The organism is Actinomycetota bacterium (assembly GCA_018334075.1).
In the GTDB taxonomy this organism is placed as follows: Bacteria; Actinomycetota; Coriobacteriia; order Anaerosomatales; family UBA912; genus JAGXSC01.
Genome location: JAGXSC010000030.1, coordinates 1 through 15,108 on the forward strand (window position 1 = coordinate 1; position 15,108 = coordinate 15,108).

Here is a 15,108-nt window from a genome sequence, read left to right on the forward strand (position 1 = left end):
TATGTGCTGATGAGAGAAACAACCGTTACTGACGTCTGTGCGACATGCCATACGCTCTATCAGTCGGCACCCACAGGCGCTTTTGATCCCGGTTTTTCAGGTACTCCTGCCGCCGAGGTTCCGAACCTGGCCGCATACAACGTGCCGATTGCTGACAGACTTATTCACCAAGGGCATCGGCTTGGGTTGGGGGACAACTATATTCCGGGTGGTAGCGGTACTCTGACGGCGATTCAGTACTTGAGCTATCCGGCAACTGTCTCCGCAACGACTTTCACAGCCACTCGGGGTTTGTACTGTGCCAGTTGTCACTCTCCTCACGGTAATTTTGGGAATGTCATGCCAGCGAGTTTCAACCCGGCACTGTTGTCCTCCAGGCCCAATCATTCAGCTCAGGATCTACGTACAACGCTGACTGGTACTTGGTCGACCCAGGGGGAATACTGGTGTGCTTCCTGCCATGACCAGAAGGGGCTATCCGGAGGAGTCACAACAAATACCGTAGACTTCCCGCACTCGGAATAAGGCAGGATACTCATCTTCGCCGCGTCCCAGGCCTCAAGCGGGGACGCTCTCGGCGCGACATTTATCGCTAATTCGCCTTTTGCATACGCAATTCGTCATCGCGCATCAGCGCTTCATCATTTCATGTGTACTGTCAGCCACCGTGAGTTCGAAAATATCAGAACATACAAGCGTGAACGTTTTCACGGGCTGCCCGACGCTTACGTTTGCCTGTGATCAATCACGAATGGAGGTGCGACGTTGTCGTTCACGGTATTGCGGAAACTGACCAGCAAATTGACAGGAGGTGAACTATGAGAAAGGCCATAGTCTTAGCTGCGCTAGCGTTTGGCGTTTTCCTATCTACAGCTTCGGCGTTTGCCGCTGACGGAGCGACGATCCCGCATGGTGGTTACAGCATGGCGACGGATTCGTGTTTGCAATGTCACGACATGCATGAGGCCGCTGGAGATTATGTGCTGATGAGAGAAACAACCGTTACTGACGTCTGTGCGACATGCCATACGCTCTATCAGTCGGCACCCACAGGCGCTTTTGATCCCGGTTTTTCAGGTACTCCTGCCGCCGAGGTTCCGAACCTGGCCGCATACAACGTGCCGATTGCTGACAGACTTATTCACCAAGGGCATCGGCTTGGGTTGGGGGACAACTATATTCCGGGTGGTAGCGGTACTCTGACGGCGATTCAGTACTTGAGCTATCCGGCAACTGTCTCCGCAACGACTTTCACAGCCACTCGGGGTTTGTACTGTGCCAGTTGTCATTCCCCACACGGTAATTTTGGGAATGTCATGCCAGCGGGCTTCAGCCCGGCATTGCTGTCGTCCAGGCCCAACCATTCAGCGCAGGATCTACGCACAACACTTACCGGCACCTGGCTGACCCAGGGCGGAGATTGGTGTGCTTCCTGCCATGACCAAAGGGCCTCCGGAGGAGTACATGCAAACCATCCCGACTATGCATGTCTGACCTGTCATGGAGACAGCGTAGTCACAACAACCACCGCAGATTTCCCGCATACGTCTTATACAAACGCAATGTTGACGATGGAGCCCGACGGATTGTGTTTACAATGCCACGTCGCCGGTCTTCTGCCTTAGTGAACCGGAAAGGAGGACTTGACTCATGTCTAAAATGAGCAGCCGACTACTGGTCATGGCTATTGCCGGTACGGTTTTTGTCGCGGGATTCGGTACCTCTGCCGTCATCGCGGGCTTTGTTGGGGTGAATGAGCATGCGGCGCATTTGGACTCAGCTGCCGTGACAAATACACAGTGTATCGCGTGCCATGGACAGATGGCTCTCGAACTATCGCTTGATCCGCAGACATTTACCGCTCACAAGCGGCATTTGTATTCAGCTTTTTTGACGTTTCAAACCTCGCCGAGCGGATGTGTGTCCTGCCACCAGTCGACCGATACGTGGGATGGCGATGGTGCGACCCTGGGCAAGCAGGTCGATCCTGATTCCTGTCTAGCCTGTCATGGTCAATTCACTGCCAGTCGCCATGGGGGCACCGATCTTGCCCTCACTGATCCGCGCGGGTGTACGGTCTCTGGCTGTCACAGTAACCCGCAGGCGATACATGCCACAGTGGAAAACGTAAACAGGTTCTTCACACGCGGCAGAGCTTACTGCACTAAATGTCATGGAGGACTGGACTTCTATGTGGCTGAGGAAACAAATCGTCCCTGATTCCCGGAGACTGGTAGTACTGGAGATGTCGAGCATGAATGACAAGACGCTTTCGATCAAGGAAGAAGCTCAGGGAAGACAAGTAGTCTACGCTCTTCTCGGGCGCCTGTTCGAGCGTGAGCTGGAACTGGATGAAGTGCTCTCAATCGGTACGGGTGAAGGCAGCCAAGTTTTGCTTTCGCTTTCCGAGGCTGGAATTGCCTGGAATTCGGCAAATCGGCTTATCGCTGCCACAAACAGTGGTGGTGAAAGCATAGTCGAGCGCCTTTCGGTCGAGTACTCACGGTTGTTCAACGCTCACAACAGGATTTATTCGCACGCTTCGTGCTGGCTTGGTGAAAGGCCTCGCCTGATGGGCGAACCATGGCGGGAAGTTCTTGATTTTTATCACAGAGAAGGACTCGTTCCGCGCGAGGAAAATATTTGGTTGGCCGATCAGGTAGGAACCCAGTTCTATTTCGCGTCGGTTCTCTCTGGGCGTGTAGCACAAGCTGGGTCCGCGCGAGATGCCCGCAAATCACTCGAGGTTCTTGTCGAATATTTGAAAACTCACGTCATGACGTGGGCTCCCAGGTTTTTAGACAAGGTTGCGGGTGATCCAAGGGCGGATTTTTACGCGGATGCAGCGATTGTCGGTCTTGGTTTTGTCGAAATGGATGCACACATGCTCGGTATAGATGTTTATCCAGCTGAATATGAAGGCCAACTAGAAGAAGTGAGGAGGTAGATTGATGTCCACCACGACGACACTGGCGCATCCAATAACACGACGCACGTTCGCCAAGCTGATGGGCGCATTAGGCGCCGCTGCGAGTCTTGGCGTCGGCGCGACGAAATACTTTCTTGAAGCTCAGGAAGCCAGGGCAAGTGTTGTATTCAGGGATTCGGTCGGAATTTGCAGGATGTGTGGCTCGCAGTGCGGCCTAATCGGCAGAGTGAGCAATGGGCAGTTTGAGACGTTTGGTAACCCGGCGCATCCGTGCTCGAATCAACTGGGCGATGGCACTGGAGGACTGTGTGTAAAAGGGCTGGGCAGTCCATTGAAGGCACTGAGTCCCGACAGGGTGCTTTTCCCGATGAGGCGGACCAACCCAAGGAAGGGTCCGAATGAAGACCCGGGTTTCGTGCGCATAAGCTTCGCCGAGGCATATGAATTGTGCGCGAAGAGCCTTGTGGAGACGATAGAGCAGTACGGCCCGAAGGCGGTTATGGTGCTCTCGCGCCGCAACGACTGGGTCAATCGGCTCAGGGATGCACTGGGGACACCGAACCACATGTCGCACCAGTCAACATGTTTTACAACGTTTACCTGGGCATGGCCCGCCTTGGTGCCCCAAATCGCCCGAGGCGGACGTACGTGGACACACGACTATGCCCATTGTACCTACATGCTCTCCTTCGGTCACGATCAGGTCGGGCGCGCCCAGAACCCTACAGTTTCCGGGGTGATACGGGCCTTCGAGAACGGCGCCAAAGCGGCAGTGTTTGATCCTCGGCTTAGCAACATGGCTGCGAAGGCACTTGCTTATGGTGGTCGCTACTATGAGATCAACCCTGGTACTGACCTGGCGGTCATGTGGGCGATCATCAAGTGGATAGTGGCTAACCAAAAGTGGAACGTCCACTTCATCGACAACTATGTCAACGCTACCGACTGGACCGATTTCCGTGCCTTCGTGGATACGAACGGGTTTGCCGCAGGTGAACTTATGTCGACAGCAAGTGTTGCGGATGTCGCCGCATGGGCAGAAGCGAAATCAGGTGTGCCTGCCGCTGACATCCTCCAAGTCGCCTTGGAGTTCACCAACGATGGTGACTACACGAATCATCGCCCTCATGTGATGAGCCACAAGCGTGACGGCGGAGCGGGGCCGAACTACGAGAACTCGTGGCGTCAGGCTTACGCGACCGTGGTGCTCGACGTTTTGGTTGGCTCGATTGATCGACGGGGAGGCAATCTGTTAGATCGCCAGCTTCCGTCGTGGACAGGGGTCAACACCGCGTTTCCGCTGCCGGCAGGCGGCTTTCCCGCTCACGAAGTTGACCCTGCGACCGGGCAGGCGTTTCCGCGCGGCGATTTCCGTCAGTGGTGGCCTGGAACCTCGCCTGACCACGGCTCCTTTGAAACCGGCTTCGACCAGATGGACAAAGACCATCCATATCCTATCCGCTGGGTTTTCAATCACCATTACAACACCCCGTTCATTTCCTGTGACACGAACCTGACGGTACGGGCGCTTGAGAAATGCTTCATGGTCAACCACTGCTACTATGCTGACGCAGGAGCGTGGATGTCAGATGTTCTGCTTCCCGATCCTTCGTACAACGAGAGAGACTTTCTTGTCAGGAGCGGTGGGACGCAAGCCATGAGCGGTTATGGGTACGTGGCATTCCAGGAGCGCTCCATCATGACCGCTATCGGGCAGTCGGTTTCACTGGCGGGTGCTATCAGAGAGATCGGAGTCGCTGCGGATGCTACGGTAGTCGGCAGGAATACGTATCAACAGGCTTGTCAAGCCTACGCTGATGCACGGGCGGTCGCCAATCCCGCATGGGCGACAGCGAACCCGAACTTCATGACCAACCGGAACAGCCTGAGGATGTTCTTCACGACCAACGGGACGCCGACAGGAACCGCTTGGAGCGGTGGGGCGCTCAACAATCGGAGACTGGCGGACCTGGCTGTACATGCGCCCTCACTTGCGCTCGGATGGGATCCGGCCGTAAACAGCATGACAACGTTTGCCTCCCGTGCGGGAATCGCCGGTGACAGGACGGGAATCAGGCCTACGCCTGCAACGGCACCCGTCTGGGTCGATTATTCGCGACTCAGCACCACAGACCGGATACGGCTGGATGTACGCGCTCGAGCGCATGCCGGAATCACGAGCGCCTACGCTACAGTGCCGGACGCCACCGGTGCGGCAACGCTTATCGAGCCTTTCCCAGGGTGGGCGCCTCCTCGCGTCGGGACGGGAGCCATCACCCTGCCAAATCCCGCGAATGGCGAATTTTGGCTACTCACAAACCGTGAGCCTATGCTGATTCACACGGAAAGCAAGGCGGACGAATTGATGGTTGAACTATCCGATAAGGGGAGGATCGAGATCCATCCGACCTCGGCATCCACCCTCGGTCTCGTTCAAGGCGATGAGGTCATAATTACCACACCGCAGATTCCAGGCGCGAGAGAGCGAGGCGTTATCAGGGTGACGGAGCACATCCGCCAGGACTGCGTTCTCATACCGCACGGTTGGGGTGCATGGGCGCTTTCACATTCAAGGGCGCTCGATCCGGCAGGCAATCCGACGCAGAAGTCTTTCGGCTTGAACGCGTCGGCTGGTGTGGGCGCAAACGATAACACTCTTGTCACGGCCCTGCCGTTGGCGACACAGGTCGCACGGCGTGATCCCTCCGCTTCTGCCTTGATGACCGACGTGAAAGTCCGAATTATAAAAGCATAGTGTTTGGTTTTGTGTGTGCCAGAAACGCAAAGAACTTACGAAGGAGGTGTATAACCTGTGGCGAAAGGATTCGTCGTAGATCTCAAGAAGTGTGTTGGTTGTAAGGCGTGTGTCGCAGTCTGCAAGATTCGATATGCTTCGCCTAAAGGTATCAGCCGCCGCAATGTTTACACGAGAGACATCACTGACTCACGCATCTTCGTTTCCATGGCTTGCAACCAATGTGACGGGCCGTCCTGCGTGCCTGCATGTCCAAAAGGGGCATTGTCAAAAGATGCGGCCAGTGGAGTGGTGACGCTCAACAAGTCTGCTTGTGTGGGGTGCCGCCGCTGTGAATGGGCATGCCCATATGGCGCCATGGTCTTTGAGCCAGCCGGCGGGAAGATGGACAAGTGTGATGCCTGCGTTGGCTTCACGCCCGCTGCAGGCGTACCGACAGGCCCTCGCTGTGTAGAGGCGTGTCATGCCGATGCGCTTGCCTGGGTTGATAAAGATGCCACTTTTACCCAAACGGCGGCTGAACTAAGGGTGGCAGGCGAGCATATTGTAGCGCGAGCTGCCCTCACCGCACCGAGCGTCAAATTCATAAAAGTGCCGGGAGTTGATTGATTGCGAGTCAATCGTTGATTTGGGATGCGCCCGGCGAAATGCAGTCTATAAGTCGGGCGCATCTACTCCTGTCAGTAACTTAGTAAGCGGCATTGATATGGTTTGGATTGGCTCTAACATAGTGTCACAGATGTTCGATCGATCGGCGATCTGGTTCGATCGTGCTCGATGCATTAACGTGGGCCCCCATACAGATTGCATGCGCTGCAAAGAGGCGTGCGCCCGGGAACTCCCGGATCCCGAGGGCGATCTGGCTATAGCCGGTCGCTTTCAGGATCAATGCGATAGATGTGGGGCTTGCGCCTCGGAATGCCCGACGGGAGCAATAGAGCTACCAGACGACATCTATGGCCGAAGGTTGTCTCGCTTGTCTTTGCAGCTTAAGCAGTATGCAAGTGCCGAGGAGCCTGGGAGCTATGATAGCTTGATCCTTTCGTGTGGCGAGCCCACTAATGATGAAGTGCCGGGCAGTTACGGAGGGTGTATTTCGTGGTTGGATCAGGCAGCTATGTTGCACTTGTTGGCCGCCGACAACACCAATCTTCAGATCGCGCTTGGCGCATGCGCTGAGGTTGGACATCAAAAAGCATCTTTGTGTATCAGCAGGCTGACGCGGCACGCCGAGGCCAGTAATAGTTTATTGAAATTGATCGGCGCTGAAGTCAGGATCACTGTTTTGTCAAACGCCGACTCAAAAACATCACATACCAGTCGTCACGCTGATCTCATGGATCGCGGCACCGCCATCCATGAGACATTACAGCGAGGGTTGACCATGTTGAGCCCGAAGCGAGACTTGCGCACGAGCTCGCAGGAAAATGGATTAGGCGAGTCAAGCAAGGCGGACAGGCGCTTCGTCGCAGTGCTTGCGACAAAAACCCTGATTGATCGAGCAAAACCTGAGGAGCGCTTGCTGCCCATCGATGAGGTGGAGTCTCCCGTCGGCCCGCTCTCAAGAAAAGGGCCAAGAATCAACAAAGAGCTTTGCGTGGCTTGCGGAGCCTGCTCCCTGTTCTGCCCTACAGGCGCCCTGCGGAAGAGACAAGTTGAGCGCGGTGGCGCACGAGAATGGAGGCTTTCTCTTGACTTACGACAGTGTGTTGGTTGCGCTGTGTGTGTCAGGGGATGCGAAACGCCCGGTGCCATAAAGCTTGTGGATCGAGGATTATCAGGAATATGGAGGGACAAGTCCATAATTTTGATTCGGCGTGATTCCTCGTTCTGCGAAATCTGCGGCACTGATTTTGCAATTAACAACGGATCCGATGGAGGGCAAGGCTCAGCCAGGCAATGCCCGGCCTGCAATCTCAAAAAGCTGAGGTTCGCCGGATTCTATTAGTTTGGAAGCGGTAGCGATATCCAACAAAAAATTACGAACTATAGGAAAGTAAAGTGAAAAATATGCACGGTCAGACATATGCGCTTTCCAGCCTGCCATCTAAAATAGCGGCGGTTTTAGTCGTTTTGATATTGTTGAACGCGGCTCTGCTTGCATGGCGCTGGGTGAGTGAGGCAAATCTGCCTCCGGGAAGCTACCATGAGTATCATATCGCCGAATGGCAGCAGGCCAGTATCGAGCGGCCAGAGGATCCAATAGTCTGGTCTACCCTCGGCGGTCTTTATGAGGCTGCTGGAGAGCAGCGAAAGGCGCTTGCCGCATATACAAGGGCATTTGAGTTGGATCCCGGTAACGCCGCGGCATTAATGTATCTGGCGCAAGCTGATGTGCAAAATGAAGAGTATGACCGGGCACGCACTCGTCTGCAGGCCGCAGCCGAGGCCTTGCCCGAAGGTGGCGCGCAACTAGTCTATTACCGTCTGGGGCAGACTGAGGAAGCCGAAGGGAATTTCGATAAGGCTCTGGAGTACTACCAGGCTTCAATTGCCGAGCAATCTAACTATTGGAATGCGCACTTCCGAATCGCGGCGCTTCATGAAAAGGCGGGCAGGAACAGGGAAGCATTAGAGGCTGCGGAAAAAGCCGCACGTTTTGTTCCGGACAACGATGAAGTCATGGCGATGCTGTCCAGGCTTCGAGACATTCAATAGTGCACCTAAAGGCAGATTAGTAACAATGGGAGAGTGAATGAGCAACTTCGATCAAGATGTCGAGCATAAGCAGCTGGAAACCAATGATCCATCGCCGAAAAAACCCGAGCGAAACAGACGCGGCTGGGTCATCGTTTTGCTGCTGCTGTTACTGCTTTTTGGCTGCGTCCTCGCTCAGTTGCTCACCCCTGGCAGGCGCGGACCACTGGTAACTTTGCCAAGCGAGGGACTCGTCCCGGTCTTCAGCATCTATGGGCTCAATGAGCCCAGGGGAGTCTCGGCTGGACCGGATGGGAAGATAGCTGTTTCGGATACTGGAGCGCAAAGAGCATATATTTACGATTCCAACGGAGTATTGGTGAACCGATTGGGCGGAGACCTTCCGGAAAATCGTATATTTTCCGTCACGGGCTCAATGTATGAGGAGGGTATCGTATACCTGTGTGATTGGGGGCTAAAACGAGTATGGATGTTTGCGGAAGACGGCTCTGTCATAGGGTATTTTCCGGAGGATCCAGTCGAGCCCGTGTATGGGGAAGGAGGGTTTTTCCCCTATGACATTGACCGCATGGGCGATGACCTTCTGGTTTCCACAAGAACCGGGGTGTTTAGATTCAGTGATGCCGGAGAGTTGATAGAGCGCTTCGATCAGGGCGAGTTGGCTAATGTCGATCCAAATCACATGACCGGTCTTGAAGTCGATCCGCAAGGTGAGTACGTGTGGGTTGTGGATTCATTGAACCGGCGAATAATCGCCTACGATAGTCGCGGCAACCCAGTGTGGTCGCTGGGCCGGCCTGATGTGAACGGGGAGATCGTAAGCTTTTTCGGTCTTCCCCGTGACGTGGTCTATACAGATCGAGGCATCCTTGTTTCAGATGCCTTTCGGCATGAGTTGTACCTGTTTGACAGAGAGGGAACCCTCATCGGCGTTTATGGCCGAAGAGGTACAGCAGACGGGGAATTCAATTTTCCAGAGGCCATCTCGGTTGCTCCTGACGGCTTGCTGAATGTTGCTGATCGCGCCAACGATAGGGTTCAGGTTCTCAGACTTGGTGATCCGGCAATACCAAGTCCTGAATTGAAACAAAAGTGGGAAGAGGGAATCACTCGGCATGAATGATTCGCGGGAAATATCTCTTTCCGGAGCGAGAAACAGGCACTCGTGGTTTAGGGCGCTGGCAGTCGTGGTCATTTTGCTGTTGTTATTGCTGTTTGGGCTGGCGCTGTTTTGGCCTGTTCCTGACGAGGATCTAGATGTCAGGCAAGGTTTTACCCGACCGCCCGCAGAGGCAGGGACAGTGAGCATAGTGGATGCGACAACGCGCATTGCGCATGAAGTTCCCCTTGGCAGAAGGGCGATCCCGCTTGCGGTTTCCGTGGCTGTGGACAATGCCGGCCAAGCGAGGGCTTTTGATTCCAACTGGATAAGACTTGAGATAAATCAGGTCACGTTACTTCCCCTTTCTGAAGGCCGAGAAGGAGTTTCTTTGGTCTCCTGGGCGCCTAGGGAAATAGAGGAAGGCTTGTCTGAAGCTATCACCGTGGTTTTCGCTGTTCCTGTTGACTCGACGGAAGCCACTGTCGTTGTGCAAACAGGCGAAGTGCGGCCAGAGGATGCGAGCAGGATGGCAGTGAAGATCCCTGAAGAGGCCGAGAGGTGAGCAAGGTGAGAGTTAGAGCCTTGTTGATCCTTGGAGTAGTGACCGTCGGTGGCTTGCTTGCGGTTACTGCTTGGTATGCGGTAGCAGAGGAGCCCCCACAGACTCATACGTCCCAATGGCAGTGGCTTCATGGGCGAGAGGCCGTTCGAGATTTAACCACGTGTAATGCCTGTCATGACTGGCACTCCTGTCAGACATGTCACTTGGCCGAGTGGCCGCATGACGAAAACTGGCAGGCGATTCATGGAGACGAGGCCCTCCGGCTTGAAGGAAGGGGTTGCTACCTTTGCCACAGGGAGTCTTACTGCAATCCCTGTCATGGTGGAGTGAGAATGCCACATCCTGATGATTTTATGAACGCACACCCCGATTCCGGCTATACCGAGCAGTCCTGCCAGGTGTGTCATGTGCAACGGGAGTGCGACGTATGCCATCAGGAACACGATGCGCATACCGCTGGAGGCGTAAATAGACCATGAGTCGCGCTCGAACAAGAATCATAAACGCTGCGATCGGCGTATTGGTGTTCGGGGTGTTGTTTCTCGGAGTTGCCTTGGCTTTTGCTATTTCATACCCACAGATCGCGAGGACTCTTTTTGTTGATGCAGTATCAATCCATCCATCGCTGGCAGTGGCCGTGGGCAGGATCGATGCGACCAGCGATGCGATTATTCGGCGGGCCGGAGAAGGCTGGGAGTACAGATTTGTGGGAACCTACCAAAGGCTTATCGGTGAGCCGCCCGAGCGCGACCTGCCTCCTCGCGATGTTTTTCCCGAGGAAGGATGCATGCAGTGCCACCCCTTCTTTCGAGAGCGGCCGTTGTTTTCCGTGGTTTACTTTTCTCATGATGCACATGCCGCCGAAGGGTTGCGTTGCGAGCGTTGTCATGTAGCTAGCGGCCCTAATAGGTGTATGCCTCCGGCGATGTCAGGGTGCGGTGATTGTCACCAGGAGATTACTAGCGGCAACTCATGCAATATGTGCCACCCCTACGGCAGCCTTTTTCATGGGGCTGCATTGGCCGGTGACCGAGAGATTGGGATGCAGTGCAACACCTGTCATATCCCGACTGCTCTGGTTGATGGCGCCAAAGAGATGGGGCTGTCGGATTTCGATGAGAGTGAAGACTCCTGCCGAGCCTGTCACGAGCCTGTGTTTTGCGGCGGATGTCATCCCTCGGGGCATCCTGCAGCCTACTCGTTTAGACATGCGGTCGAAATGCGTGCGGGCGAAGCGATCGCGATTCAATGTTACGAATGTCACTCGCCGGCTGGATGTGCGAATTGCCATTCGCTTAGGAGAAGGTAGGGCTATGGCGCGGTGTTTGGTGCCTATGAAGATTAGGAGTGACTCGTGAAAGAAAGACTATCGCTCGGTGGCTTACTGAGACGACCGATTCTGCTCGGCGGGGTCGCACTGCTTTTTATCGCAGGACTTGGCGCCGGATGGCTGGTATTCCACGATGCCAGGGACAGGGAGAGCGGTGTTGGAGCGGGTATAGGGAATCTCGGCCAGGAAACCCCGACCAATCGCGAGCCAGGTGCCGGGGACACGCCTCCTTCTCAGCAAAATGAAGACAAGGCGCCCGTCGATACAGGTCAGGATAGAGTGCCGGGCGGCCAGGCCGCCGATCAAGCCGCCGCCGCGGGGCCCAGCGATCAGCAGCAAGCGGCAAAACCTCCGCTTGAGGGTGAAGGTCCAAAGCCATCGGCCACTCCTGAGTTTCTGGTAACCGGCTTTGGGCCTGCCGCGGCACCCGCTTCTGTGGCGGGGATGGTGCGCCTCGGTGAGGCCGTGGTCGATGGCAACAAGATGACGGCCGAGTATTCGGGAGGCGAAGCGGGGGAAGTCGACTTGCTGTTTTTGTCTGTTTCAAAGGCGCAGTCACCTGCGGATGCCGCGAAAGAGGTCGACAGGCTCCTCCACTCCTTTCCCGCCAAACAAATCTCATATATATGGGGCGGCAGAGAGATTCGCCAGGCCATGAACGACGAAGGAAGGCCAGATCAATTTCCCCCTCTGATTTGTTTTGTTTGGACCGAGGGGCAGTTCGCGATTAGGGTAGTTGTCGCTCCGCTGGCACCAGATCGAGTGGTGGATGCGCGACAGGCCGCTCTTGAGTTCATAGGCGCCTTGCCATATTAGGAGGATCTGCATGTCACTATCACTCTCCAGGATAAGACGCTCCATACTACGTGGGAGCATTTTCTTGTGCCTGACTGCGCTGCTTCAGCTGCTTGCGCCGGCATCAGCGCTTGCCTTTTTGAAGGAGCCGACGGTAATTCCTCTCCAGGGTCAGCAGAGCGCTCCGGTATTTATCGACGGGGGAATCGTTTCTGAGCATCAGGCAGGAGACGATCAACCCGCTGATCTTTGGGTATCATCGCTTTCTGCAGGAGGAACTCGCAGCGCCATTGCGACAGGGTTAGCCAACCAGCATTCGGCGGCTTCGTTCGGAAGATTTGTGGTATTTGTTAGTGAAGAACAGCGAGTCGACCAGATAACAACATTCAGGATGGATGTGGTTGACGCCACAAGCCCGTCTCGTCGAGCAACTCTGGTTCCAGCGACTACGACTCCTTTGTGGTCTCCCTCGATTCGTTCGGGCGTACTGGCATGGGCACAGGGCAGTACGGGCGAACGCGATATCTACGGTATTCGGATTGATCGCGACGGAAACGCGGTTCCGGATATCCTGGATAGCCACACTGAGCCTGAGATTGTCCCTCTGGCAGTTGATGGAAGGGAGGGGATTGACCTTTTTTCTCCCGCTCTCGGAGTAGACCGACTTGTTTTTGCGAGCAGAGATGGGGAGAACGCAAACGCACGAATCATCAGCATGCCCTTTAGTGCTGGCTCAACCGCACTCGTTGACCCTTCGTTTGCCACTACACTTTCTGCAGATACCCTAAATAAGGAACCGGAGCCTGCGACCGCGGGGAATCTCGCGGTCTGGCGACACGCTTCTGAACGTGTTCGCATATACAATTTCACAAATGAAACCAGTACCGATGTCACATCGGGGCCTGGATGGAGCATGATTGTTTCGCCCTCAACCGATGGAACTCATGTGGCGTGGCAAGCTTTTGGCGCCATGCCTGGGACGCAAGGAGCCGTTTCTCACCAGATTTTTATGCGTGACGTAACCGGTGCGGTTTTCAGGGTTTCTCCGGTGTCCGCCAATCAGTTTGTGCCGGCTTTTGGTTCTGGCAGGCTGGCATGGGGCGATTCTCGCCGAACGCAAACAGGACAGACACCAAATCTTGCACATGTCTGCCTGGCTTCTCGCCAGGTACAAGGTGTTGATCGATTTGCGACCGCGGTCCGGTCTTCAGAGTTAGCCTTTCCTGGTGGCTCCCAGTACGTATTAATCGCGACTGGCCGAAACTGGCCGGACGCGCTAGGCGGTTCAGCGTTGGCAGGGGTGCTTGACGCACCAATTTTGCTGGTGGAACAGGAAACAATCCCTAGGTCCACGAAAGATGAAATTTCCCGGCTTGGGGCAACAAAAGCCATCATTTTGGGTGAAATGGGAGTGGTCGGTACGGATGTGGAGAGTGATTTGCGGGGCATGGGGCTTTCGGTCGAGCGCATCGGCGGCAAAGACCGCTATGCCACGGCGGAACGGATAGCCTCGCGGGTAATTTTACGCTTAGGCCCGGGCTACGACGGCACTGTTTTCGTTGCTACGGGACGAGATTTTCCAGATGCGCTTTCGGCTGCGCCTATAGCCGTGCGTCAAAAGTGGCCTTTGCTACTTATCGACCCGGCGTCACAGAATCTTGTCGAGAATACAAGGGCAATGATGGCAAGAGTAAATGCCAGCTCCGTGATTATTCTTGGAGGAGAGAGCGCTGTGCCCAGGGTGGTGAAGGATGAGGCTGTGAGGTTGTTGGGACGCGATAACGTCAGACGCCTAGAAGGCATCAACCGATACGAGACCGCGGTCAGGGTTTCCAATTTTGCTGTCAACGGTGGCCTTACAAAGCAAGGACATGTATGGAATCGCGTTGGCATCGCCACGGGCGAGAATTTTCCAGACGCACTTAGTGGCGGAGTTCTTCAAGGCAGGTCGGGAAGCGTCATGCTGCTCACCCCGCCTCAGGCACTGCATTCCGCGCCCGTAGAGGCCCTAAAGGGCAACGCTTCAGCGATTGACACCGTGGTTTTCTTCGGCGGCACAGGAGCTTTGAGTCAAAATGTTCGTGATTCCGCCTTGAACAACGTGCGCTGATGGATGGGCGCGGAAGATGTTTACCCTAGCCCGCGAGTCGGCGCACATCTGGCTGGGTTCTGCAGGCGAGGGGCTATCGGTATTTCGGCATGTGCCCTGGCGGCACGGACGTCGAGGCGTCTTGTGATCAAGCGGCGGCCGGACTTTCCTCCCGGTAATTTCAGCTGTTCATGTCAGCAAAATTCTCTGCACTTAAGACGGAATCCACCTTATTTTATCAATATGCCATTTTTTGTTAATACGTCCTCGGTTTTTGCTGCAAGGAAATTATAATTACTTGTATCCTTAAACGATATTACCCTCTTCACTGAACCAATTTCTTTCTCATCTATTTCATATAAAAAGTAATCTAACCCCTCAAGATATTTTCTTAGTTCTTCGGGCGAGTACCCAAAATATTTAGTATGACTATCGTACAATTCCAGCATGATTATAGGAGAATAGTTTTCAAGGACATTTTCAGCACCTTTTAAAGCCAAATACTCCGCACCCCCAATATCCATCTTTATGAAATCTAATTTGTTTAATTTATTTTCAAAAACATAGTCATCTAATTTTTTAACAGGCACAGAAATTTCATCCCATTTGATGCTATTACTATATGAATGCGCTCGAAAAGAAGCAAAAGCCGTACCTAATTTCTGGGGAATAAATAAAGACTCATCCCCCTCTTTTTCCCCCAAAGCAAGTTGATTTAGCACGCATCTTGTCCTAAGACCGTTTAATATTAAATTGTTCTCTAATTCTTTTATTACGTTTGTTGGCTCAAATACATGAACTCTTCCTTCTTTACCTACTAATTGCGCTAGATGGCAAGAATGCCAACCGAAATTGGCTCCGATATCAAACGCGGTATCTCCTTGCTTT

The 15,108-nt window shown here is 54.3% G+C and carries 15 protein-coding genes; 14 read left to right on the top strand and 1 reads right to left on the bottom strand.

Annotated features, from left to right (window positions below):
• The 14 genes from KGZ89_04085 to KGZ89_04150 all read left to right on the top strand — a co-directional run.
• The coding region (locus tag KGZ89_04085; GenBank protein MBS3974026.1) for a hypothetical protein at positions 1–525 on the top strand (525 nt) is incomplete at its 5' end.
• A 293-nt stretch (positions 526–818) separates the two neighbouring features.
• Positions 819–1,625, top strand: coding sequence for a hypothetical protein (locus KGZ89_04090; GenBank protein MBS3974027.1), 807 nt, complete (start codon positions 819–821; stop codon positions 1,623–1,625).
• 25 nt (positions 1,626–1,650) lie between these two features.
• Positions 1,651–2,220: a hypothetical protein gene (locus KGZ89_04095; protein ID MBS3974028.1), complete on the top strand. Its 570-nt coding sequence runs from the start codon at positions 1,651–1,653 to the stop codon at positions 2,218–2,220.
• A 34-nt stretch (positions 2,221–2,254) separates the two neighbouring features.
• On the top strand, positions 2,255–2,947 hold the full coding sequence (locus KGZ89_04100) for a molecular chaperone TorD family protein (protein MBS3974029.1): 693 nt from the start codon (positions 2,255–2,257) through the stop codon (positions 2,945–2,947).
• 4 nt (positions 2,948–2,951) lie between these two features.
• Entirely contained in the window at positions 2,952–5,684 is a 2,733-nt protein-coding gene (locus KGZ89_04105) for a molybdopterin-dependent oxidoreductase (GenBank protein ID MBS3974030.1), read from the top strand.
• Between the two features lie 57 nt (positions 5,685–5,741).
• Entirely contained in the window at positions 5,742–6,293 is a 552-nt protein-coding gene (locus KGZ89_04110; protein MBS3974031.1) for a 4Fe-4S binding protein, read from the top strand.
• A gap of 130 nt (positions 6,294–6,423) precedes the next feature.
• Complete coding sequence (locus tag KGZ89_04115; protein MBS3974032.1) at positions 6,424–7,632, top strand: 4Fe-4S binding protein; 1,209 nt, start codon at positions 6,424–6,426, stop codon at positions 7,630–7,632.
• A gap of 53 nt (positions 7,633–7,685) precedes the next feature.
• A complete protein-coding gene (locus tag KGZ89_04120; GenBank protein MBS3974033.1) occupies positions 7,686–8,342 on the top strand; it encodes a tetratricopeptide repeat protein in 657 nt (218 codons plus the stop codon).
• A gap of 37 nt (positions 8,343–8,379) precedes the next feature.
• The gene (locus KGZ89_04125) at positions 8,380–9,465 is read left to right on the top strand and encodes a hypothetical protein (GenBank protein MBS3974034.1); all 1,086 of its coding nucleotides are present in this window, start codon (positions 8,380–8,382) and stop codon (positions 9,463–9,465) included.
• The gene (locus KGZ89_04130; GenBank protein ID MBS3974035.1) at positions 9,458–10,006 is read left to right on the top strand and encodes a hypothetical protein; all 549 of its coding nucleotides are present in this window, start codon (positions 9,458–9,460) and stop codon (positions 10,004–10,006) included. The genes KGZ89_04125 and KGZ89_04130 overlap by 8 nt, the downstream gene beginning before the upstream one ends.
• A 5-nt stretch (positions 10,007–10,011) precedes the next feature.
• Complete coding sequence (locus KGZ89_04135; protein MBS3974036.1) at positions 10,012–10,485, top strand: hypothetical protein; 474 nt, start codon at positions 10,012–10,014, stop codon at positions 10,483–10,485.
• Entirely contained in the window at positions 10,482–11,315 is an 834-nt protein-coding gene (locus KGZ89_04140; protein MBS3974037.1) for a cytochrome c3 family protein, read from the top strand. Before KGZ89_04135 ends, KGZ89_04140 begins: the two co-directional genes overlap by 4 nt.
• A 45-nt stretch (positions 11,316–11,360) precedes the next feature.
• Positions 11,361–12,152 (top strand): hypothetical protein, encoded by a 792-nt coding sequence (locus KGZ89_04145; GenBank protein ID MBS3974038.1) that lies wholly within the window; start codon positions 11,361–11,363, stop codon positions 12,150–12,152.
• A gap of 10 nt (positions 12,153–12,162) precedes the next feature.
• On the top strand, positions 12,163–14,241 hold the full coding sequence (locus KGZ89_04150; GenBank protein ID MBS3974039.1) for a cell wall-binding repeat-containing protein: 2,079 nt from the start codon (positions 12,163–12,165) through the stop codon (positions 14,239–14,241).
• A gap of 209 nt (positions 14,242–14,450) precedes the next feature.
• Here the strand turns inward: KGZ89_04150 and KGZ89_04155 are convergent.
• The coding region (locus KGZ89_04155) for an FkbM family methyltransferase (protein ID MBS3974040.1) at positions 14,451–15,108 on the bottom strand (658 nt) is incomplete at its 5' end.